22 protein-coding genes, 1 pseudogene and 1 riboswitch are annotated in these 21,785 nt (G+C 50.0%); of the genes and pseudogenes, 21 read left to right on the top strand and 2 right to left on the bottom strand.

The annotated features are described in order from the left end of the window. Positions 1 to 11 precede the first annotated feature (11 nt). The 3 genes from BLT35_RS22625 (at position 12) to rsmI (ending at position 2,139) form a co-directional block, all read left to right on the top strand. Positions 12 to 395: an initiation-control protein YabA gene (locus tag BLT35_RS22625; RefSeq protein ID WP_054819630.1), complete on the top strand. Its 384-nt coding sequence runs from the start codon at positions 12 to 14 to the stop codon at positions 393 to 395. Between the two features lie 62 nt (positions 396 to 457). After that, positions 458 to 1,252: a tRNA1(Val) (adenine(37)-N6)-methyltransferase gene (locus BLT35_RS22620; RefSeq protein WP_054819631.1), complete on the top strand. Its 795-nt coding sequence runs from the start codon at positions 458 to 460 to the stop codon at positions 1,250 to 1,252. Further along, a complete protein-coding gene (gene rsmI, locus BLT35_RS22615) occupies positions 1,243 to 2,139 on the top strand; it encodes a 16S rRNA (cytidine(1402)-2'-O)-methyltransferase (RefSeq protein WP_171006035.1) in 897 nt (298 codons plus the stop codon). The genes BLT35_RS22620 and rsmI overlap by 10 nt, the downstream gene beginning before the upstream one ends. On the opposite strand, the gene BLT35_RS27215 is transcribed toward rsmI, so the two are convergent. Next, on the bottom strand, positions 2,124 to 2,369 hold the full coding sequence (locus BLT35_RS27215) for a hypothetical protein (protein ID WP_217634739.1): 246 nt from the start codon (positions 2,367 to 2,369) through the stop codon (positions 2,124 to 2,126). The two genes, rsmI and BLT35_RS27215, sit on opposite strands and share 16 nt — an antisense overlap. Before the next feature lie 228 nt (positions 2,370 to 2,597). After that, positions 2,598 to 2,852 carry an AbrB/MazE/SpoVT family DNA-binding domain-containing protein gene (locus BLT35_RS22605; protein WP_010501678.1) on the bottom strand — a complete coding sequence of 85 codons (255 nt, stop codon included), beginning with the start codon at positions 2,850 to 2,852 and terminating at the stop codon, positions 2,598 to 2,600. A gap of 384 nt (positions 2,853 to 3,236) precedes the next feature. Here BLT35_RS22605 and BLT35_RS22600 point away from each other — a divergent pair, with 384 nt between their 5' ends. From BLT35_RS22600 to BLT35_RS22515, 18 genes and pseudogenes are all read left to right on the top strand, one after another. Next, positions 3,237 to 4,523, top strand: coding sequence for an HD domain-containing protein (locus BLT35_RS22600; RefSeq protein ID WP_062410326.1), 1,287 nt, complete (start codon positions 3,237 to 3,239; stop codon positions 4,521 to 4,523). 36 nt (positions 4,524 to 4,559) lie between these two features. Beyond that, complete coding sequence (locus BLT35_RS22595) at positions 4,560 to 5,327, top strand: TatD family hydrolase (protein ID WP_054819633.1); 768 nt, start codon at positions 4,560 to 4,562, stop codon at positions 5,325 to 5,327. 224 nt (positions 5,328 to 5,551) lie between these two features. Beyond that, positions 5,552 to 5,735: riboswitch (cyclic di-AMP (ydaO/yuaA leader) on the top strand. Positions 5,736 to 6,016: 281 nt separating this feature from the next. Further along, complete coding sequence (locus tag BLT35_RS22590) at positions 6,017 to 7,156, top strand: resuscitation-promoting factor (RefSeq protein ID WP_062410327.1); 1,140 nt, start codon at positions 6,017 to 6,019, stop codon at positions 7,154 to 7,156. Positions 7,157 to 7,264: 108 nt separating this feature from the next. After that, positions 7,265 to 7,819: a ribonuclease M5 gene (gene rnmV, locus BLT35_RS22585; protein ID WP_062410328.1), complete on the top strand. Its 555-nt coding sequence runs from the start codon at positions 7,265 to 7,267 to the stop codon at positions 7,817 to 7,819. Next, a complete protein-coding gene (gene rsmA / locus BLT35_RS22580) occupies positions 7,816 to 8,742 on the top strand; it encodes a 16S rRNA (adenine(1518)-N(6)/adenine(1519)-N(6))-dimethyltransferase RsmA (RefSeq protein WP_062410329.1) in 927 nt (308 codons plus the stop codon). The genes rnmV and rsmA overlap by 4 nt, the downstream gene beginning before the upstream one ends. Before the next feature lie 81 nt (positions 8,743 to 8,823). After that, positions 8,824 to 9,702, top strand: coding sequence for a sporulation peptidase YabG (yabG, locus tag BLT35_RS22575; RefSeq protein WP_062410330.1), 879 nt, complete (start codon positions 8,824 to 8,826; stop codon positions 9,700 to 9,702). Positions 9,703 to 9,923: 221 nt separating this feature from the next. Then, positions 9,924 to 10,196, top strand: coding sequence for a biofilm formation stimulator Veg (veg, locus tag BLT35_RS22570; protein ID WP_054819635.1), 273 nt, complete (start codon positions 9,924 to 9,926; stop codon positions 10,194 to 10,196). Positions 10,197 to 10,347: 151 nt separating this feature from the next. Further along, a pseudogene (locus BLT35_RS27665) lies at positions 10,348 to 10,527 on the top strand (small, acid-soluble spore protein, alpha/beta type); the annotation flags it as partial. Between the two features lie 286 nt (positions 10,528 to 10,813). Next, complete coding sequence (ispE, locus tag BLT35_RS22560) at positions 10,814 to 11,668, top strand: 4-(cytidine 5'-diphospho)-2-C-methyl-D-erythritol kinase (RefSeq protein WP_062410331.1); 855 nt, start codon at positions 10,814 to 10,816, stop codon at positions 11,666 to 11,668. Between the two features lie 135 nt (positions 11,669 to 11,803). Then, the gene (gene purR / locus BLT35_RS22555; protein ID WP_062410332.1) at positions 11,804 to 12,646 is read left to right on the top strand and encodes a pur operon repressor; all 843 of its coding nucleotides are present in this window, start codon (positions 11,804 to 11,806) and stop codon (positions 12,644 to 12,646) included. A gap of 7 nt (positions 12,647 to 12,653) precedes the next feature. Continuing rightward, positions 12,654 to 13,043 (top strand): RidA family protein, encoded by a 390-nt coding sequence (locus tag BLT35_RS22550; protein WP_054819637.1) that lies wholly within the window; start codon positions 12,654 to 12,656, stop codon positions 13,041 to 13,043. A gap of 122 nt (positions 13,044 to 13,165) precedes the next feature. Next, complete coding sequence (gene spoVG, locus BLT35_RS22545; RefSeq protein ID WP_054819642.1) at positions 13,166 to 13,450, top strand: septation regulator SpoVG; 285 nt, start codon at positions 13,166 to 13,168, stop codon at positions 13,448 to 13,450. A gap of 134 nt (positions 13,451 to 13,584) precedes the next feature. Beyond that, complete coding sequence (gene glmU, locus BLT35_RS22540) at positions 13,585 to 14,991, top strand: bifunctional UDP-N-acetylglucosamine diphosphorylase/glucosamine-1-phosphate N-acetyltransferase GlmU (RefSeq protein ID WP_074729811.1); 1,407 nt, start codon at positions 13,585 to 13,587, stop codon at positions 14,989 to 14,991. Positions 14,992 to 15,097: 106 nt separating this feature from the next. Then, positions 15,098 to 15,739 carry a 50S ribosomal protein L25 gene (locus BLT35_RS22535; protein ID WP_062410334.1) on the top strand — a complete coding sequence of 214 codons (642 nt, stop codon included), beginning with the start codon at positions 15,098 to 15,100 and terminating at the stop codon, positions 15,737 to 15,739. Positions 15,740 to 15,960: 221 nt separating this feature from the next. Beyond that, positions 15,961 to 16,521 carry an aminoacyl-tRNA hydrolase gene (gene pth, locus BLT35_RS22530; RefSeq protein ID WP_054819644.1) on the top strand — a complete coding sequence of 187 codons (561 nt, stop codon included), beginning with the start codon at positions 15,961 to 15,963 and terminating at the stop codon, positions 16,519 to 16,521. Positions 16,522 to 16,672: 151 nt separating this feature from the next. Further along, complete coding sequence (gene fin, locus BLT35_RS22525) at positions 16,673 to 16,903, top strand: anti-sigma-F factor Fin (RefSeq protein WP_062410335.1); 231 nt, start codon at positions 16,673 to 16,675, stop codon at positions 16,901 to 16,903. A 104-nt stretch (positions 16,904 to 17,007) separates the two neighbouring features. Continuing rightward, on the top strand, positions 17,008 to 20,532 hold the full coding sequence (gene mfd / locus BLT35_RS22520; RefSeq protein WP_062410336.1) for a transcription-repair coupling factor: 3,525 nt from the start codon (positions 17,008 to 17,010) through the stop codon (positions 20,530 to 20,532). Next, on the top strand, positions 20,519 to 21,610 hold the full coding sequence (locus BLT35_RS22515; RefSeq protein ID WP_062410337.1) for a peptidylprolyl isomerase: 1,092 nt from the start codon (positions 20,519 to 20,521) through the stop codon (positions 21,608 to 21,610). Before mfd ends, BLT35_RS22515 begins: the two co-directional genes overlap by 14 nt. Positions 21,611 to 21,785 lie beyond the last annotated feature (175 nt).

Below are 21,785 nucleotides of genomic sequence, written 5' to 3'. Positions count from 1 at the left end.
GTGAAGAAAGAGTGAATAAAAGGGATATATTCGTACAAATCGAACAGTTGGAAGAGCAAACGGGTGTTGTGCATTCCGAGCTCGGATCTTTGAAGCGGCAAATTATTGAGCTGCTTGAGGAAAACAAGCGGCTGAGCATTGAGAATCAGCAGCTGCGCAAGCTGTTAAAGAAAGAGACGGAGCCGATCACTCCTGCTCTTCTGGCGGTAGGTAAAGTCGCTGACGCAAGTACGGATCCTGCGGCCGCCTCCGTTTTAGTCAAGGAGCCTACCGGTGAAGGCTATGACAATCTGGCCCGCATCTATCATGAAGGATTCCACATTTGTAACGTGAATTACGGGCATTTGCGAACGGAAGGCGATTGTCTGTTTTGCATGTCATTTTTGAATAAATAAAAGCGAACCGTAGGGAGGATGGACTTCTCTACGGTTTTTTTGAAGGAAAGAGGAATTTTGTGTTGGAACAAGTACCGGTATATGAATATGAAAGGGTCGACGATTTATTAACCCAACAACTGAAAATCATTCAAAGCGATGAAGTATTCAGCTTCTCCATGGATGCAGTTCTGTTGGCGAGGTTTTGTTCTGTTCCGCATACGGGCAGCATTGTCGATCTGTGTTCAGGCAATGGGGTTATACCGCTGCTGCTGACGACGCGAACCCGTGGATCGATTATCGGGGTGGAGATTCAAGAGCGTCTGGCCGATATGGGGAAACGGAATGTGCTGCTCAACGGATTGGAAAAACAAATTACGATGATCCATGGTGATTTGCGTGATGCCCCTGATCAGCTTGGCCATGGGCAATTTGATCTGGTGACCGTGAATCCGCCTTATCTGCCCGTTCCCAATGGGGAACAGAATGTGAATGCTCATGTCGCCGCAGCCCGGCACGAGGTGTACTGCACACTGGATGATGTCGTGCGGGTAAGCAGCCGGCTCGTTCGCAGCGGCGGTCGGGTAGCGATGGTGCATAGGCCAAGCCGGTTGGTTGATATTTGCTGCACTATGCGAAAATACCGGTTGGAACCCAAACGCATACGTTTTGTTCATCCGCGGGCAAACGCGGAGGCCAACATGGTGCTGATCGAAGCGCTGCGTGATGGCAAGCCGGAAGTGCGCATGCTTCCGCCGCTGATTGTGTACAAGAACGAAAAGGAATACACCGACGAACTGTTCGAAGTGTACTATGGCCGTCGAGATAAACTTGCTTATACAGAGAACATATATAATAGAAGGAATAGATCAACTTGAACATTCAAAAGAGTTACCATGATGCTGGAGAGCAGCGCGGAAAACTGTATTTGGTTGGGACGCCGATCGGCAATCTGGAGGATATGACGTACCGGGCGGTTCGCGTACTGCGGGAAGTTCAATGGATTGCCGCTGAAGATACCCGGCAAACCCGTAAGCTGCTCACGCATTTCGACATTGCCACGCGGATGGTCAGCTACCACGAACACAATAAGCATGCGAGCGGACCGGAGCTGGTGCGGCTAATGCAGGCGGGCGATTCCATCGCGCTGGTCAGTGATGCAGGGCTTCCGGCCATTTGCGATCCCGGGGCAGATTTGGTAAGGCTTGCGATTGACGCTGAAATCGACGTTATCCCGGTTCCCGGTGCTAATGCGGCTCTCTCCGCGCTCATCATGTCCGGGTTACCGACTGAGCGCTTTACCTTTGTCGGTTTTCTGCCGCGAGACAAGAAGCCGCTGGAAAAGGAGCTTAAAGCGCTAAAGCGTGAGCCGGGCACGGTACTCTGCTATGAATCGCCTCATCGGCTGGTAAAAACGTTAACCGCCATGTCGGAAATCCTTGGCGAGGACCATGAAATTTGTCTTATCCGGGAACTAACCAAAAAGTATGAGGAAGCCGTTCGAGGTACGATCCGGGAATGCTTGGCTCATTTGGACGAGCACCCGCCCCAAGGCGAGTATTGCCTTGTTATTCGCGGCAGCAACGGCGAAAGCTCTGCTGAGTCGGATGATGATGCCGCATGGTGGACTGGCTTGACGCCGCAGGAGCATGTAGCGCGGTACGAGGCTGAGGGCTTCGACCATAAGGAAGCGCTGAGACGCGCCGCCCAAGACCGCGGCGTCCCGAAGCGCGAGCTATACAATCTGCTTCACCAGGGCAACTGATTTTTAGTTTTGCTTTTTGGTTTGTGGGTTTTGTTGTTGTGGTTGACCTTGCCTTTGATCTTGCGATGCTGCCTTGGCAGCGAGCTCACTTTGCCCGAACAAGAGCTGTCGAGGTTTGCCTCGGGTGCGTCCCCACGGCGGTCAGTCGCTCCAAAAAACACCCAAAGTCCGGACATGCACTCCAACGGAAGAACGCCGCAATCAAGCGTGTGCCCGATCACCTCATCCAAGAGGTGATTCCGAACGTTAGCGCTCCTCCCGCCCAAACGTCCATCAAGGCGCCGAGCGGGGTCCAGGGGCAGCCGCCCATGGGGTCCCCCTTGGAAGGGGGATTTAGGGGGTTGATTAAAAAAAGAACCCTAATTCGAGGAAACCACGAATCGGGGTTATAGAGGAGATATGAAAAAGGTTAGAATTACCTTAGATAAAATTGCTATCTTCATTATACCTTATTTTTTTTATTTTGTCACAGGTATTGGCATTTCAGATAAACATTCATGACAGACAATTTTCCCTTTGAAATAAGAGACGTTCTCAGCATTGCCGCAGAAGATACAGGCCGGCTCATATTTCTTCAACATAATGCGCTCTCCGTCTACGTAAATTTCAAGAGCATCTTTTTCGCCAATGCCTAACGTTCTGCGAAGTTCGATAGGAATAACGACACGACCCAGCTCATCAACTTTTCTTACGATACCTGTAGATTTCATCATAATAAAAATTCCCCTCTCCAAGAAGTATAAGTAAGAAGCATTTTGGAAGAAAATTAATCGTCATGATTCGACATAATTCTTTACGAATATGATACCAACCATTCCAAAAATAGTCAACTAAAAATTGAGTCAATTTCATGTTATTTTATGGAATATGACTCTGTATTTGTTATATCTTAAAGAAAAAATCGAGTAAAATGTGAGATATCACACATTTTTGCAAAGTGTATTGTCACAAAAAATACGATTTTTCATTATTTTATTTCACCGTTTACATAGAAAAAAAAGTAAGGATTGGAAAGTAAAATCGACATAATTCGACAAAATTATCAAATATACTGATTTGTTTGTCGAATAATAGTTCATTGATCAAGGAGGAAAGCTATGAGCACGCCGATGAAAGAAGAAAAGGTGTTCAAGGATCCGGTACATAAGTATATTTATGTGCAAGACCAAACGATTTGGGATCTGATCAATACAAAAGAATTTCAAAGGCTGCGCCGTATCCGTCAGCTTGGCACATGCTTTTTGACCTTTCACGGTGCAGAACACAGCCGGTTTTCTCATTCGCTTGGTGTTTATGAAGTCACACGCAGGATTATATCCCAGTTTGAACGGAATCAGTATGAGGATTGGCCCAAAGAGGAACGACTGCTGTGCCTGTGCGCTGCTTTGCTGCATGATGTTGGACACGGTCCGTTCTCCCATTCCATTGAAAAGACGTTCGGGAGCCACCATGAAGAATGGTCGTGCCGCATTGTTCTGGGGGATACGGAAGTCAATCAAGTGCTGCGGCGCGTATCTCCGGCATTCCCTCGGCAAGTGGCTGACGTCATCTCCAAAACGTATCACAGAGAAATCGTCGTCAGTCTTGTATCCAGCCAGCTGGACGCCGACCGGATGGATTATTTGATTCGGGACGCTTATTTTACCGGGGTGAATTACGGTACCTTTGATTTAGATCGGATTCTTCGGGTCATGCGCCCGTACCAGGGACATATTGTAGTCAAAGAGAGCGGCATGCATGCTGTGGAAGATTATTTGATGTCACGATATCAAATGTATTGGCAGGTTTATTTTCATCCGGTAACCCGCAGCGCGGAAGTGGTGCTCCACAGTATTTTCCAAAGAGCCAAAAAGCTTTATGAGGAGGGATACCGGTTCCAGTTTATGATTGCTCCGCTGCATAAGCTGTTTCAGCAGCAGTTGACGGTAGACGAATATTACTTCTTGGACGAAGCGTTCATGCAAACCGTCTTGATGCAGTGGTCCCTGGAGAAAGATCCGATTCTCTCCGATCTGTGCTCCCGGTTTTTGCAGCGGCGTTTGTTCAAATATATAACGCTCGAGCGTATCGACACTCAACTGATGGAACGCCTGGGAAGCTTGCTGCAAAGCTTTGGAATCGATCCGGATTATTACCTGAAAATTGATTTCCCGTCGGATCTGTCGTATGATGTGTACCGTCCCGGAGAGCAGGATGAGAAGTTGCCTATCTTGCTGCTGGATTCCAAAAACACATTATCGGAGATCTCCTGCAAATCGGAGATTGTCCGCTCGATCAGCGGTATTCATATGGGGAAATACCATTTGTATTACCCTCATGAGCTGCTGTTGAACCATCTGCAGGAACTGGACGCTGATGTTCGCATCCTGTTAGGTCTGTCCTGAACATTGTCGCAATGGCGAAGAAAGGGGTATGTTCATATGCTGATCGACACGCATGTGCATCTAAACGTACAGGCATTCGATGAAGATCGACACGAAGTGATTCAAAGGGCAAGAGAGAACGGAATTAGTCACATGATCAATGTCGGATTTAACAGGGAAACCATTCCCAGCTCCATCGCTTTGGCAGAACAGTATGACTTTATCTATTCGACCGTGGGTTGGCATCCGACAGACGCAAAGGATATGACCCCGGACGATTTGGAATGGATCGAATCGCTTTGCCGCCATGAGAAGGTGGTAGCTATAGGAGAAATCGGGCTGGATTACTATTGGGATACGTCTCCAAAGGATGTACAAGCCCGTGTGTTTCGTGAGCAAATCCGGCTCGCACGTAAGCTCGGCATGCCGATTGTCATCCATAACCGGGATGCGCATCACGATGTTGTGCAAATTTTGCGCGAAGAAAAGGCGGCGGAGGTTGGCGGTGTGATGCATTGTTACTCCGGGAGCTGGGAAACAGCCAAAATGTGCCTTGACATGAATTTCTATATCTCGTTTGGAGGACCGGTCACGTTTAAGAATGCAAAACAGCCCAAGGAGGTGCTGGAAAAAGTTCCGCTCGATCGGCTGCTTATTGAAACGGACGCGCCTTACCTTGCTCCTCATCCGTATCGGGGCAAGCGGAATGAATCGTCTTACGTTCGTCTTGTAGCTGAGACGGCGGCCCAAATCAAGGGCATTTCACTGGAAGAATTGGCCGGGATTACCTCGAGGAATGCCATATCCATTTTCGGTATAAAGTGAATTTTCACACAAAAGAACACATGTCTTTTTTTATACAAAACAAGATAATCGAAGAAAACAAAACAAAAAACTGTGACCAATGGAGAAAAAGATGGTTTTGGTTTAAAAATTAATAAAAAACAATGATAATTGAGTAAAATCCGAGATTTTTTTCAAAGTTTGTATACTTTACAATTCCAGCCTTCACATCGTACACTCAATATTAACTTCATACGATTGCCAAAATTCCAACATCGCTGAGTTCCGTAAGGGAACGGGGGAACCGCATCACGGATGTCACAGCGCTACGCTGTTGATGAACGTGGTGTTTATAGGGGTGAATCTTGGGGCAGGCAGCTGCTTCCGAGTAGGGCGACTCTCAAGTCCGAATCCGTCAGCTAACCTCGTAAGCGTTAAGAGAGAGGTAACGATTGTCGTCGGCTTAACTTTTCATTTTGAGGAAAATGAGAAAAGTCACGGGAAGGTTCCTCTTCTCCGCTGACTTTTTTTTGTATTCCCCCGTCATTGGGATAACGATCCAAGCCGGTTCATAAAAAATAAGATTCCAGGAGGTGGCCTTAGGCAAGTACGGTTCTGATAGCCGTTGAAGCAAACGTTGGTAATTGGAGAAGAATATACTTTACCATAGTCGCGTCAGATCTAATCATGCATAACACTCGGATGGCGGGGCTTTAAGGAGGACCGAACAAGTGGGCGTTGTGACACCTGAACAAACCCATGAAAGACGATCATCCAGCTTGTCCTTCGCATTGCGATGGAAGCATGAAAACTTGCGTATGATATCGATCATTGCACTCATATTATTCGCTATGACTTTCATGTTTTTAATCATGTATTACGGTACGTCAATCAAAAGCGTATCGGTTGTTGTAGACGGAAAAGAGCAAACTTTCCAAACTAGAGAATCAGTTCTGCAGCATATACTGGATGAGCAAGGCATCTCTGTCGGTGAACACGACCGTGTGTCGCATTCTCTGGATGATTCGGTGGAATCGGGAGATCGAATTATTATCGAGAAAGCCAAGCCGGTACAATTGACAGACGGTGGGCAAACCAAGACCGTATATACGACAGGAAAGACGGTCAAACAGCTATTTGACGATCAGAAGATCAAGCTCAGTGAACTTGATAAAGTGACTCCCGCTTTGAATGCGGCAATAAACGAAAATAGTGAAGTCAAGATCGTCCGTGTCAAGAAAAATGTTGAGGAAATCAAAGAACCGATCGCTTTCGAAACGGTAAAAAAGACGGAGCCGAAGCTGATCAGAGGCAAAGAACAGGTTATTCAAGAAGGACAAGAGGGCGTTCTGCTCAAGAAGAAAGAAAAAGTCTATGAAGACGGTGTGCTCGTATCCGAACAAATCGTTGACGAAAAGATTCAAACCCAAAGTGTGCAAAAAATTATTGCGGTGGGAACGAAGAATCCCGTAGTAACACTCTCTTCGTCTTCGCCAACCTTGGAACAGGTGACCAGAAACGGCGTGAAGTTCGACGTTAAACAGGTCATCAATAACGTGAAGCTCACTGCGTATAGCGCGGGACCGGCCTCGACAGGCAAGGATCCGGATCATCCGCAGTATGGAATCACGGCATCAGGTACGAGAGTAACGGAAGGTCGCACGATTGCAGTCGATCCAAAGGTCATTCCGATAGGCTGGTGGGTTTATATTGAAGGTCTGGGCTTCCGCAGAGCGGAAGACACCGGCAGCGCAGTCAAAGGAAATAAAATCGACGTTTATTTCGACAGCCATGATTATGCTTTGCGCTTCGGAACAAAACATGGCGCAACCGTATATGTCATCGGTCCAAAGAAGCCGTCGGCTGATTAAGGATGGGCAATTAGGGCAGACTCATCATATATAGAACAGATGAAGAAGAGGTACGGCTAACGTCCCTCTTCTTTTCTCTTGCTGCGAAAGTAGGTACGGACGAATTCCATGATCAAAGAGATTATTGTTGTTGAAGGCAAAGACGATACGGTTGCGATTAAACGGGCCGTCGAAGCGGAAACGATCGAAACCGGCGGTTCCGCAATCAATAAAGAGGTGCTGGAGCGTATCCGGTTGGCGCAGGAACGCAGAGGCGTAATCATTTTCACGGACCCTGATCATGCAGGGGAGAGGATACGTAAAATCATCGCCAGGGAAGTCCCCGGCTGCAAGCATGCGTTCCTGACGCAGGAGGCGGCCACCAGCCGCGGCGACATTGGGGTGGAGAACGCATCGGTGGAAGCGATTCGTTCCGCGCTTGTGAATGTACGCACGGATTATATGGCCCAAGGTACGGAAATCGGCTGGAACGATCTGCTGGAGGCCGGTCTGATCGTTCACCCGGCGGCTGCCGCCAGAAGGCTTGAGATGGGCAAGCGGCTTGGTATCGGTTATTGTAACGGAAAACAGTTTTATCATCGCTGCCGCATGTTTCAAATTACAAAAGAAGAATTCGAGGCGGCGCGGCGGCATTTGGATGAAGAAGAGGGTGCAGCGTTATGAGTACCAATCGCTTTACAGATACGGCGGATGCGGGACAAGCGTCTGTGGAGGACATCGCCTCGCCGAAAAAAACCAAAGAGCTGATGCAGAAGTTCGGCTTTACCTTGAAGAAAAGCTTAGGTCAAAACTTTCTTATTGATTACAATATTTTGCATAAAATCGTTTCTGCAGCGGACTTGACCCCTCAAAAAGGGGCGCTGGAAATCGGTCCCGGGATCGGAGCCCTAACGCAGCAGCTGGGCAAGGCGGCAGGACGGGTCGTGGCCATTGAGATCGACCAAAGACTACTGCCGATGCTTGAGGAGACATTATCCCCTTATCCTCATACGACCGTTGTCCACGGCGATGTGCTGAAGGTTGATCTGAAGGAGCTGTTCGAGCAGCATTTTCAGGGCGTCTCGCAAGTTAGCGTTGTCGCCAACCTCCCTTACTATGTGACCACTCCCATTATTATGAAGCTGCTCGAAGAAAAGCTGCCCCTGGAGAATATCGTCGTCATGATTCAGAAGGAAGTGGCCGACCGGATGGCTGCGAAGCCGGGAGGTAAAGATTACGGCAGTCTCAGTATTGCGGTACAGTATTATTGTATCCCCGAAGTCGTAACGATCGTCCCGCGCACCGTGTTTATCCCTCAGCCGAATGTGGATTCGGCGGTCATTCGGTTGAAAGTAAGACAGACGCCTCCTGTGGATGTGGAAGACGAGGCCTTTTTCTTTGACGTGGTCCAAGCCAGCTTCGTGCAGCGGCGCAAAACGATATATAACAATCTAGCGGCGAAATATTTCACCAAAGAAACGAAAAGCGAGCTGGAAGTCATCCTGCAACAATCAGGCATCGATCCCTCCCGCCGCGGGGAAACATTGTCTATGGAAGAATATGCCGTACTGAGCCGGAATCTTGCCAGAGCGTTAAGTTCCCGTTAACTCCTCCATAGGGGTTATAGGCAATTCACCTGCACCATTTGCCTATATTCGCCATACGATAGACGAGGAGGCGATGCAGCCATGAAACAGGGAGACCTCGTCACTCGTAAGTCGTATGGCGGTGACATAGTTTTCAAAATCCAAGAAATCAGGCAGCAGCAGGCGGTGCTCCGCGGAGTAGAGCTGCGGCTTTTGGCCGATGCTCCGCTTCCGGATTTGGAACCCATGCCTCAGCTCGATCCTTTTCAATATTTGGGTTTGATCCGTCCGAAATGGTTGGATGCCATGAGGCGCACGAATGCATCGCAATCTCAAGCAAGCCCGAACGCGGGGGATAGCAGCACAGCTCCGGGTGCGGCGCCCAAGTCACGTCCGACTTATTTTGACGTGCCGGGTAAAGTGCTGCATCTGGATGGCGATCCAGTTTATCTGCGCAAATGCATGGTCTTATACGGAGAGCTCCGGGTACCGGCCGAAGGATTCTATGTGACGGAAGCCCATATGGCTGATGCGCTCTACCGCCTGCTGCCCCAAATCCAGCCCGATATTGTAGTGGTGACCGGACATGACGGCCTTCTGAAGCACCGGAGTAGAGGGGACATTACCTCGCTTAGCAGTTACAAAAATTCGCATAATTTCGTGAATGCGGTGCACGCAGCAAGGCAATATGAAAAAAACCGTGACGCATTGACGATTATCGCCGGTGCGTGCCAATCCCATTTTGAAGCGCTGCTGCAAGCCGGAGCCAATTATGCCAGTTCCCCCGCCCGTGTGCTGATTCATGCTCTTGACCCGTTGTGCATCGCGGCTAAAGTGGCTTTTACGCCCATTCGCGATACGGTGAATATCGTAGATGTCATTGGGCTCACACACAGTGGTTTGGAGGGGCTCGGCGGCATAGAATCACGAGGCAGCTATCGCCGGGGCGTGCCCAAAATTCAACACGCAAATCAGACTTAAGCGCCGAAAGGTGCTTTTTTTCTTTTTCAATTCTCCAATCCATCCAGAATAATTTTTGACAATTCTGTGAATGAAAGTAAAGGTGATTTATGTTTTTCTGCAGAAACCAAGGAAAAAAAGTCATTGACAACACGTTTGTATGGCTGATATAATATTCAGCTTAAATTGACATACTACCTTTGTTGCGTTATAATTAAATAGGAAAGAGGTGGTAGTGATCAATGGCTAAAAATACGCTGTTGGATATCAAACGCAGTTTGGAACCTCATGTCGGACAAAAGATCATGTTAAAAGCAAATGGCGGTCGCCGCAAGACCATCGAAAGATCCGGTGTATTGGAGGAAACCTATCCTTCCGTATTTATTGTGAAGCTGGATCAGGAACACCAGACCTTCAAGCGCGTTTCTTACAGCTACGCAGACATTTTGACGGAATCGGTTGAAGTGACAGTGCAAGGCGATGACGGAGAAGTGCGGATTACAATACAACAATAATACATAAACGGTTGGCTTGCTCGAGCGGTCAGCCGTTTTTGCTTGTGTACTTCATAAGACGGTGCTGCCGTCGATAAAGTTGCATGATTTCCTGGAATCGGCGCATACTAGCTTTTACTAACTTCAAATCAACAGCGAAGGAGGTAAGGTTATGGGGCGCAGAAATCGCAGAGGGGTTATGTCCGATGCTTTCAAATATGAACTTGCCAAAGATCTCGGCTTCTACGAAACCGTACAGCGAGAAGGCTGGGGCGGCATAAGAACGAAGGATGCGGGCAATATGGTAAAGCGGGCAATCCAAATTGCGGAGGGAACGTTGCAAAAGCAGAACCCGATCCCGGTTGGAAACGTAGGGATGGCTCCCGGACAAGGTACGATTCCCGCGCAGGGGGCGATAGCGTCGCCGTTTCAGGAATCCCTAGCGCCAAGGTACGGCGGCGTGCAGCCAACTGTACAGACGCCGGTGTATTCCCCGTACTCCAGGCCGTAATTGCACCATTAAAGAAAGCTAGAGCAGCCAAGAGGCCGCTTTAGCTTTTTTTTGTGCCGTTTTTGGTATAGTATTAGGAGAAGAACGGTAAGCCCGTATAGACAGACAGTTGTAAAGAAGGTGTCCTATGAAGGTATTCGAGAAAGCCCCGGCAAAAATCAATTTGTCCCTGGATGTATTATATAAGCGTGAAGATGGCTATCATGAAGTGGAGATGGTTATGACCATGGTCGATCTGGCGGACCGGATCGAAATGCAGGAGCTGCCGCGCGACACGATCATCATATCGAGTCAAGCCGGGTACATACCGCTGGATGAAAAAAATCTCGCTTTTCAAGCCGCTCGTCTGATCAAAGAGCGATATGACGTTAAGCAAGGAGTATATATTCATTTGGATAAGAAAATCCCGGTAGCTGCGGGACTTGCCGGCGGGAGCAGCGATGCCGCGGCTACCTTGCGTGGGCTGAATCGGTTGTGGAGGCTTGGCATAGGGATGAAAGAACTGCAGAAGCTCGGGGAAGAGCTCGGTTCGGATGTGCCATTCTGTGTAACCGGAGGAACAGCGATTGCACGGGGACGCGGCGAAAAGCTGGAGCCGATCGAATCACCCCCGCAGTGTTGGGTTATTCTGGCTAAGCCCCCGATCAACGTGTCTACATCGGAAATATACGGCAAGCTGCAGGTCGGCGCCATCCGGAAGCATCCTTCCACTGCGGGAGTGCTTGAGGCGATCCGGGAGAAGCGGTTCGAACAGCTGTGCGGGGAGCTCGGCAATGTGCTGGAGGAAATTACGCTGGAGCTTTACCCGGAGGTGCGGCAGCTGAAAGAAGTAATGGCTAAACTGGGGGCTGACGGCGTATTGATGTCGGGGAGCGGTCCTACCGTTTTTGGACTGGTTTCGAAAGAAGCCAAGGTTCCTCGCATTTATAACGGGCTAAGAGGCTTTTGCAAAGATGTTTATGCTGTAAGACTGCTGACTTGAACAAGATGATAATGTCACTTTGGTGTCATTATATTTTTCGCGATGTGCTTGTATAAATACGTATAAAAATGTTATATTTTCATTATATTATTCGGATTTTATTATAACATGCGTCGTAAATTAGGGGGTGCACCAGTGAAAAAAATGAAAAGAAGCGCAAGATTGGTGGAAATGACCCAATACTTGCTAATTCGCCCCCATACGTTGATTCCTTTGACGACTTTCGCTGACCGCTACAACTCCGCCAAATCTTCTATTAGCGAAGACTTGGCCATCATTAAGGAAGTGTTTGAAGAAGAAGGTCTTGGGGAACTGCAGACGCTTGCAGGCGCGGCAGGGGGTGTCAAGTTCATCCCGAAAGTATCAAGAGACCATTCCCTGCAGTTTATCAACCAGCTGTGCAGACAGCTTGAGCAGCCGGAGAGAATACTGCCAGGCGGATATTTATACATGTCCGACATCATGGGACAGCCGATGGTCTTGAACGAAGTGGGCAAAATGTTCGCATCCGTTTTTGCGGGCAAAGACATCGACGTGGTCATGACTGTGGAAACCAAGGGTATTCCATTGGCTTACTCGACGGCCACATATTTAAATTTGCCGGTCGTCATCGTACGCCGGGACAATAAAGTAACCGAGGGTTCAGCCGTAAGCATCAACTATGTCTCGGGGTCGAACAAGCGGATTCAAACGATGTCCTTATCGCGGCGAGCGCTCAAGGAAGAATCCAAAGTATTAATAATCGATGACTTCATGAGGGTCGGCGGTACGATTCACGGTATGATGGATCTGCTGCAGGAGTTTAAAGCTACGGTGAAGGGCGTGGGCGTTTTTGTAGAGTCGGGTGAAGTGGAGGAGCATCTGGTGGAAGATTACGTTTCTTTGGCCAAGCTGTCCGCGGTAGATCCGAAGACAAAACAAATCACAGTCGAGCCGGGCAACTATTTTCGTGAAGGCGATACCTTTGATGAGGAGTGATCAATCAATGACGAACATAAGTATCATTTCAACAGACCAGGCGCCAGCCGCTATCGGTCCTTACTCGCAAGCGGTTCGGGTCGGATCGCTTCTATTTACTTCAGGCCAGATTCCGCTCGGATCGGACGGCCAATTGGTCCCCGGAGGCGTAGAAGAGCAGACCCATCAAGTATTCCGCAATTTAAGCGCAGTGCTTGCGGCAGCCGGAGCGACTTTCCGGGATGTCGTGAAGGCAACCGTTTTCATCAAAGATATGAATCAATTTGCCCAGATCAATGAAATCTACGCTTCGTATTTCGGAGACCATAAGCCGGCTCGCTCGACGGTAGAAGTGGCGCGGCTTCCGAAGGATGTTTTTGTCGAAATCGAGCTTATTGCAGCGTTAAATGTCGAATAATTTTAAAAAGACAAATTATTTATAAAAAAGCGGAAAAATTTTGAATGGAAAGCAGGAATTTGCCCTAAAATGTGGAATTTATACCTCAAGTCAACAAGATGGAAAAAGGTGGTGAACTAGAGGTGCAAATAACTGACGTCAGACTTCGTCGGGTAAACTCCGAGGGCAGAATGAAAGCCATTGCTTCCATTACCATCGATAACGAATTTGTAGTTCATGACATTCGTGTGATTGACGGTAACAACGGCATGTTCGTAGCTATGCCGAGCAAGAGGACGCCGGATGGGGAATTCAGGGATATCGCGCATCCGATTTCCTCTTCCACTCGTGAGAAGATTCAATCGGCGGTACTGACAGAATATGAACGGGCCGCAGCGGATGAAGAAGTAATTGAAGAAGGGGCATAAACCGATGTTCTTAAAGAGCCTGTGGGCTCTTTTTTCTTTTTCCTCATGAAACGGGTGTACGGAGATTGCATTTTGAAGACCCCGACCCGTATACTAACATAGAATGATTAACTTGAACGAAGGGGATGGAAAGCTTGAACATCATGGGAGTCGTGCTCGCCGCAGGGCAGGGCAAGAGGATGAAATCAAAGCTATATAAAGTGCTGCACCCGGTGTGCGGAAAGCCTATGGTCGGTCATGTGGTCACCACACTGGAACATATAAATACTTCGCGTACGGTAGTCGTCGTAGGCCACGGCGCCGAAGCGGTTCAAGCGTATTTGGGGAATCGCGTGGAATATGCATTGCAAGAGAAGCAGCTCGGAACAGGTCACGCCGTCCTGCAGGCCAAACCGCTGCTTGAGGGTGAAGACGGGCTCACCATCGTCATCTGTGGAGATACGCCGCTGGTTTCTGCAGAAACGCTGCAGGACATGATTCGGACTCATCAGGAGAAGGGGACGGCCGCTACCATTTTGACAGCGGTGATCGACGAGCCTCGCGGATACGGCCGAATCATTCGGGATGCACAGGGGCATGTCAGCGGAATTGTCGAAGAGAAGGATTGCAATGACGAGCAGCGCAGGGTTAAGGAAATCAACACAGGCACCTATTGCTTCGATAACCGGAAACTGTTCGACGCTCTCGCCTCAGTTAAGAATGACAATGCCCAGAACGAATACTATCTCACCGATGTGATCAGTATTCTGGTCAGTCGTGGTGAAAAAATCGAAGGCTGCGTGATGAAGGATATCCGGGAGTCCATCGGTGTCAACGATCGGCTGGCTCTGTCGCAGGCGGAAGCGGACATGCGTCAGATCATTAACCGGCGCCATATGCTCGGAGGGGTTACGATCATTGACCCTTCGAATACGTATATCGAAGCGGATGTGCAAATCGGTGCGGACACCGTCATTTTACCGGGTACGATCCTTAGGGGCAAAACAGTGATCGGAGAGGACTGTGTCATTGGGCCTCAGGCCGATATCACAGACAGCACCCTCGCCAACGGCATCACGGTCAAGCATTCGGTGCTGCAGGAAGCGGTGATCGGCGCCGGAACGACCGTCGGGCCTTACGCTTACTTACGACCGGGTTCGAATTTGGGCGAAGACGTGAAAATCGGGGACTTTGTTGAGATTAAGAATGCCAGACTGGCTGACGGAGTCAAGGTATCTCATTTGAGTTACGTCGGGGACGCGGTGATTGGACGGAATGTGAACTTTGGCTGCGGCGCGATTACCGTAAACTATGACGGCTATAACAAACAGCTGACCGAGGTGGAGGACGACGCCTTTATCGGCAGCAACGTCAATCTTGTGGCTCCGGTCAAAATCGGCAAAGGCGCTTACGTCGTTGCAGGCTCGACCATCACCGATGATGTCGAAGCGGGGGATCTTGCCATTGCCAGAGAACGGCAGGTAAACAAGCCGGGTTACGCCGAGAAGCTTCACGCCAAATTTGCGGCCAAGAAAGAGCAGCTGAAGAAGAACCGTCCGTAATCGAACTTCATCGGCAGGACGTATTTCCCTTTCTATGTTTCGAACCTCCTTCAAATGGGTAAATTAGTAGAAGCTTGGGTTTGCCCAGATTGAAGGAGGTTTAACTATGGCAGCAACATTGAAAGCGGAAGCTCGTACAGGCCGAACGAAGGGTGATCTCAACCGGCTGCGTGCGCAAGGAAAAGTACCCGGTATCGTTTACGGAAAAAAAGTGACGCAAACGCCGATCGCCATCGATCAAAAAGAACTGTTTACCCTGTTGAAAACGAATCCGAACGGCATTATCGAGATGGATGTTCCGGGATTCGGCAGACAGCCGGTGATGATCAATGAAGTGCAGCGCGATGTGTTCACCCGTCAGCCGCTGCATGTCGATTTCCATCAAATCAATATGGACGAGCCCGTCACCACGACGGTCCGCCTTGAATTTATCGGAGACCCGGTTGGCGTCAAGGCCGGCGGTATTCTGCAAATCCAGCATCATGAGATTGAGATCCGCTGCTTGCCGCAGCATATCCCGAGTGAAGTAGAAGTAGATATATCCGGTTTGGACGTTGGCGAGAATATCCTCGTGTCCCAGTTAAAACTGCCTGCCGACGTCGAAGTAAAAACCGATGAGAACGATGTGCTTGCAACGATTCTTCTGCCTCAGAAGGAAGCCGAGGAGGAGCCGGCCGCCGACGAGCCTGCAGCCAAGGTCGAGGGAGCTTTCGAGAAAGAAGAAAAGGAAGCCGAGAAAACGGTATAATGTTGAACGTTCGGACGTACGGTCCGTATGTTTTTTAGAGGAAGCGTGTTGATGGGCGAGTCGATCGACACGCTTTTCCATTATGCTCGAATGATAGGAGCTTCTACCGATTCGGGGAAAAGGTTGATGAACGGGGTCATGTGAAAGTTGGCTTGGGGCGCTTTTTCGGGTATGATTAACTCGTAGGGGTTACATGGATGGTTTTGAAAGGAGCAGTTGGCTTGAAATGGTTCGTAGGCCTCGGCAATCCGGGGCGGCAATACGAAATGACGCGGCACAACATCGGCTTTATGGCGCTGGACCGATTCGCCGACAAGCACGGAATCCAAATCTCGCAGAACAAATGCAAGGGCCTGATGGGAGAAGGAATGGTGGCCGGGGAGAAGGTCGTTCTCCTTAAACCGCAGACGTATATGAATCTGTCGGGAGAGTCCGTGCGGGCATTTATGGATTTCTACAAGGCGTCCCCGGACGACCTGATTGTGGTATATGACGATTTGGATACGCCGTACGGGAGTATCCGTTTGAGGTATCAAGGCAGTGCAGGGGGCCACAACGGAATCAAATCCATCATACAGCATCTGGGCTCCCAGAAATTCAATCGAATCCGAATGGGCATTTCACGTCCGGCACCCGGCCGGGATATTGCCGATTACGTATTAAGTCCTTTTAGCAAAGAAGAATGGCAAAGCATGCCTCAGGTGCTGGATAGAACCTGCGAGGCCATGGAATATGTATTGGAGCATACATTCGAGAAGACGATGGCGAAATTTAACGGTTAGGTTGTTAAGCATTCAAGCTCCAGCGACCCCAGGCTAAAATCCTCCATTCTTGGTCATACTAAGTATGATGTCAGCGGATTGCCGATTGTACCGGTGACCGTTGTCCGTAAAGAAGCGCTTTGCCCGGCAAAGCGGAGAGGAGGAAGGCCGCATGACCGTGAAATACATATGCCGTCATTGCCAAACATCCATCGGGGAGATTCGTCAGGAAGAAGTGAGCGAGTATCAGTTGGGCTTTCATTTCTTGACCCCTGAAGAGCGGAGAGATATAATATCGTATAACCCAAATGGGGATGTCACCGTCAAGGTGGTTTGCGATTATTGCAAAGAAGCGCTGGAGGCCAATCCGGAGCTCTCGCTCCTCGCGAATCCTCTGCAGTAGGGGCTATTCGCGTCCGGCTGTCCGGCATGATGTACATGAATCGGGCCTAAAGCGAGTGCGCTATAGGCTTTTTAGTGTTACGCGGTTGAGAGGGGTGTCCTGTTTTGCAGGCTTTAATTCGGGCGTTCGCCGCGGATCTTGATTTTCAATCCGTGGTTGCCGGCATTCGCACGGGGATGAGGGAGCAGTTAATCGCCGGATTAACTGGTTCCTCGCGTCAGGTTATGCTCGCTTCGCTTTATGAGGAGCTGGAGCGGCCTTTATTTGTCGTGACGCACAATATGTTTTCTGCACAAAAAATGTACGAGGATTTAGCCGAACTGCTGCCTGGGGACCGGGTGCTTTTGTTCCCTGCCCAGGAGTTGCTTGCCGCTGAGGCGGCAATCGCGAGCCCCGAGATGCTGGCACAGCGAGTGGATGCGCTGTCCCGTCTGGCTGGAGATTTCCGCGGCATCGTCGTAGTGCCTTATGCGGGGATGCGTAGGCTGCTTCCAAGCCGGGATTCCATCGTTCAGGCTCAGTTCCGCATTGAAGTAGGGCAGACCGTGGAGCTGGACCAGCTGGTAAGCCGCATGGTCGAGCTGGGATATGAACGGGTGGAGCGGGTTGAAAACAAGGGAGAGATGAGCGTTCGCGGGGGAATTCTCGATTTGTATCCCCTCACATCGCCTCATCCGTATCGGATCGAGCTGTTCGATATTGAAGTCGACTCCATTCGTTCGTTCGATGCGGGAGACCAGAGGTCCATCGATAAAGTGAACGAACTGACCATTCTGCCCTGCCGCGAGATCGTGGCCGATCGTAACCGGTTACAATCAGCGGCGCAGCATGCCTACGAGCTGCTTCAGGAGCAGATCGGCAAAATGACGGACCGGGCCGCCAAAGACAAGCTGCTTGAAGGCATGGGACACGAAATCGAGCTGCTTCGGGAAGGACAGCACTTTCAAGGGATATTCAAATATGTCTCCCTCCTGTTTCCGGAACGGCAAACGCTGCTGGATTACATGCCGAAGGATTCGATTATCATTGTAGACGAACCCTCGAGGCTGCTGGAGACGGCAAAGCAGCTTGAGAAGGATGAGGCCGAATGGACGACCTCGTCGCTGCAGGACGGCGAATGCATCCCGGCGCTGGCCTTGTCCAAGCCTTATGAGACGCTGCTTCTTCGCAAAGCCTATCCAACGCTGTACATGTCGCTGTTCCTACGTCAGGTACAGCAGGTGACGCCGCAGAATATCGTCAATTTCATGTGCCGGTTGATGCAAAACTTCCACGGCCAGATGAATCTGCTCAAAAGCGAAATGGAACGCTGGAAAAAATCCGGCGCCCAGGTGATGATGGTGGCCAGCGGGGCTGAACGGATTGAGCGAATCAAGCGGGTGCTGGCCGATTATCACATTGAAGAGCCGCAGATTGTGGACGGCAGCCTGCAGACCGGTTTTGAGCTGCCCAGCATTCATCTTGTCGTTATTACCGAAGCCGAAATGTTCACCCAAAAGCAGCGCAAGGCCCGCAAGGTAGACAAAAAGATTGAGAACGCCGAACGCATCAAAAGCTACCAGGAGCTTAAGGTGGGGGATTATGTCGTCCATGTCAACCACGGGATCGGGAAATTCGTAGGCATCGGAACGCTTGAGGTTGGCGGGATTCATAAAGATTATCTGCACATTATGTATGCCGGCGGCGACAAGCTGTCGGTACCGATTGATCAAATCGACCATGTCCAGAAGTACGTAGGCGCCGAGGAAGGCAAAGAGCCGAAAGTGTATAAGCTGGGCGGGACCGACTGGAACCGGGTCAAGAGCAAGGCAAGGGCATCCGTGCAGGATATTGCGGACGATCTGATCAAGCTTTATGCCGAACGCCAGGCGACTCCCGGATACGCATTCTCCAAAGACAGCGCCTATCAGCAGGAGTTCGAAGGGATGTTCCCGTACGAGGAAACAGCAGACCAGCTCCGTGCCATTGAGGAGATCAAGAGGGATATGGAGAAGCCCCGGCCGATGGATCGGCTGCTGTGCGGCGACGTTGGCTACGGCAAGACGGAGGTGGCGATCCGCGCAGCGTTCAAAGCGGCGATCGACGGGAAGCAAGTAGCGGTTCTGGTACCGACGACCATTCTGGCCCAGCAGCATTACGAGACGTTCAGGGAACGCTTCTCGGGTTATCCGTTTAACATTCACGTATTGAGCAGATTCCGTTCCAAGAAGGAACAAACGGAGACGATGAAGGGCATAAAGAACGGTACCGTGGACATCGTGATCGGCACCCACAGGCTGCTGTCCAAGGATATCCAATTCAAAGATTTGGGTCTGCTTATCGTCGACGAGGAGCAGCGCTTCGGTGTTTCGCACAAGGAAAAGCTGAAGCGGCTCAAAACGAACGTGGACGTGCTGACCTTGACAGCGACGCCGATCCCGCGCACGCTCCATATGTCGATGCTTGGGGTAAGGGACTTGTCGGTCATTGAGACGCCCCCGGAGAACCGTTTCCCGGTACAGACCTACGTCGTAGAGTACAGCGCTTCTTTGGTACGTGAGGCGATCGAGCGGGAGCTTGCCCGTGAAGGCCAGGTATACTATTTGTACAACCGTGTACAGGGAATTACCCAAATGGCTGAACAAATCTCGATGCTCGTTCCCGATGCGCGGGTGACCGTAGCTCACGGCCAAATGTCGGAGCAGGAGCTGGAGAAGACCATCCTGGATTTTCTTGACGGAGAATATGACGTTCTTGTCAGCACGAGCATCATTGAAACCGGAGTCGACATTCCAAACGTGAACACGCTCATTGTCCATGATGCCGATAAGATGGGGCTTTCGCAGCTGTACCAGCTGCGCGGTCGGGTCGGACGTTCCAACCGGATCGCCTACGCCTATTTTACTTATCAGCGGGACAAAGTGCTGACGGAGGTAGCGGAAAAACGTCTTCAAGCCATCAAGGAGTTTACGGAGCTGGGTTCCGGGTTTAAAATTGCCATGAGAGATCTTTCCATTCGCGGCGCCGGTAATTTGCTCGGTGCCGAACAGCACGGCTTTATCGCATCGGTTGGATTCGACCTGTATTCCCAGATGCTAGGAGAAGAAATTAATAAGCGGAAGAAGGAAATGGGCGGCGAAACGACGCCCGAAGAAAAGGTTTGGTCAACGCAGCTTGATATTCAGTTGGATGCCTATATTCCCGGCGATTACATTTATGACAGCGTGCAGAAAATTGAAATTTACAAAAAAGTGGCGGCTGTGCAAACCTTGGATGAAGCGATGGAGCTGGAGGATGAACTCGTGGACCGGTTCGGCGATTTGCCGCAGGCGGTGGTCAATCTGCTCAAGGCGGCCCGCCTGAAGGTCTACGGCGCGATGTATGGGATCGAAACGATCTCGCAGAAAGGTTTGGATTACGAGCTTCGGATTCACCCTGGACAAAACGACAATTTGGACGGGCAGAAGCTGCACCAATTGTCAGGCGAATTCGAGAATCGGATCAAACTGATCGGCGGGCAGCAAATCATTATCGAGCTGAAGGGCAAAGGGTTAAAACCAGAAGAATCCATCGATTTGCTGGAAAGGTTTCTGGTACAATACAAGCGTGTTTTGAAATCGAAGGGAGAGCTGCAGAATGTGGCAAAATAAAGGGAACCCGTTGCAAAAAGGGCTTTTGGCTCTTTTCGCACTCATATTGATTATTGGTGTAACGGCAGGATGCGGAAAGAAAGACGAGGGCGGCTCCACCGCGGCGCCGGAAGGCAATCCTGATGAAGTGCTTGTCACGTACAAAGACGGCGGCCAGGTGACACGCGGGGAATTTGAAACATTTATGAACGTCAATTTGCTTTTTAACCAGCAGTATGCGCAGTATAAAGATGAGCCGGCGTTTCAGCATGACATGATGAATCAATTGGTTGCGTTCAAGATTCTGGCGTCCCGTGCGGACGACAAAGCGAAAGCGGAAGCCGACAAGCAGTCGCAGCAGCAGCTTGAACAGCTTAAAAGCTTTATGGGCATGCAGGAAGGCGGCATGGAAAAGCTGCTGAAGGATAACAACATTACGGAAAAGGACTTGGATGAATTCGTGCATCAGAGCATTCAAGTTTTCGTGTCGGAAGAGAGCAAGATTCCGGATGCGGATCTCAAAGCGGCTTATGACCAGAAGCTGACGCAGGACAAGAACGCCTACGATATCGCTACGGTCAGCCATATTCTCATCGGCATTAATGATCCGGCGACGGGGAAAGAGACCCGTACGAAGGAAGAAGCCTTAAAGCGGGCGAAAGAAGTAAAGGACAAGCTGACGCAGGGCGGCGACTTTGCCGCGCTGGCCAAGGAATATTCGGAAGATCCGGGCTCCAAGGATAAGGGGGGGACCTATACGGATATGCCTCTTTCTCAATGGGTGCCTGAATTCAAACAGGCTGCTATCGAGCTTCCGATCGGCCAGATCAGCGATCCGGTAGAAACGACATTCGGTTACCATATCATGAAGGTTGAATCCCGCAAAACCAAAACGTTTGATGAAGTAAAGCCGGACTTACGCTCTGAAGCGGCGCAAAACAAGGTGCATGAATTTATGGAGAAAGAGCTTCCTGGGCTTATTGAGACGAACAATCTGCCTAAGCCGGAAGAGTCTAAGCCCGCAGAAACGCCGGGTACGCAAGCTCCGCAACCGGACGCTCCTCAATCCGATGCTCCAAAGACGGAAAACGGCAAGTAAGATTTACCAGGGCACCCGTATGGATGCCCTGTTTTGTTTTCATTTTTTTGGACATAATGTAAACAGCGGCGGACATTCTTACATAATGAACCGATGACCGCAAGGATCAAGCGCCAGGTATCATGCATAACCACTTGGGAATCGAAGAATACTAAGATTAGTTCAATTCCCTCCA

This window comes from Paenibacillus naphthalenovorans (assembly GCF_900099895.1).
GTDB lineage: Bacteria > Bacillota > Bacilli > Paenibacillales > NBRC-103111 > Paenibacillus_G > Paenibacillus_G naphthalenovorans.
This window is presented reverse-complemented; position numbering and strand designations above follow the sequence as displayed.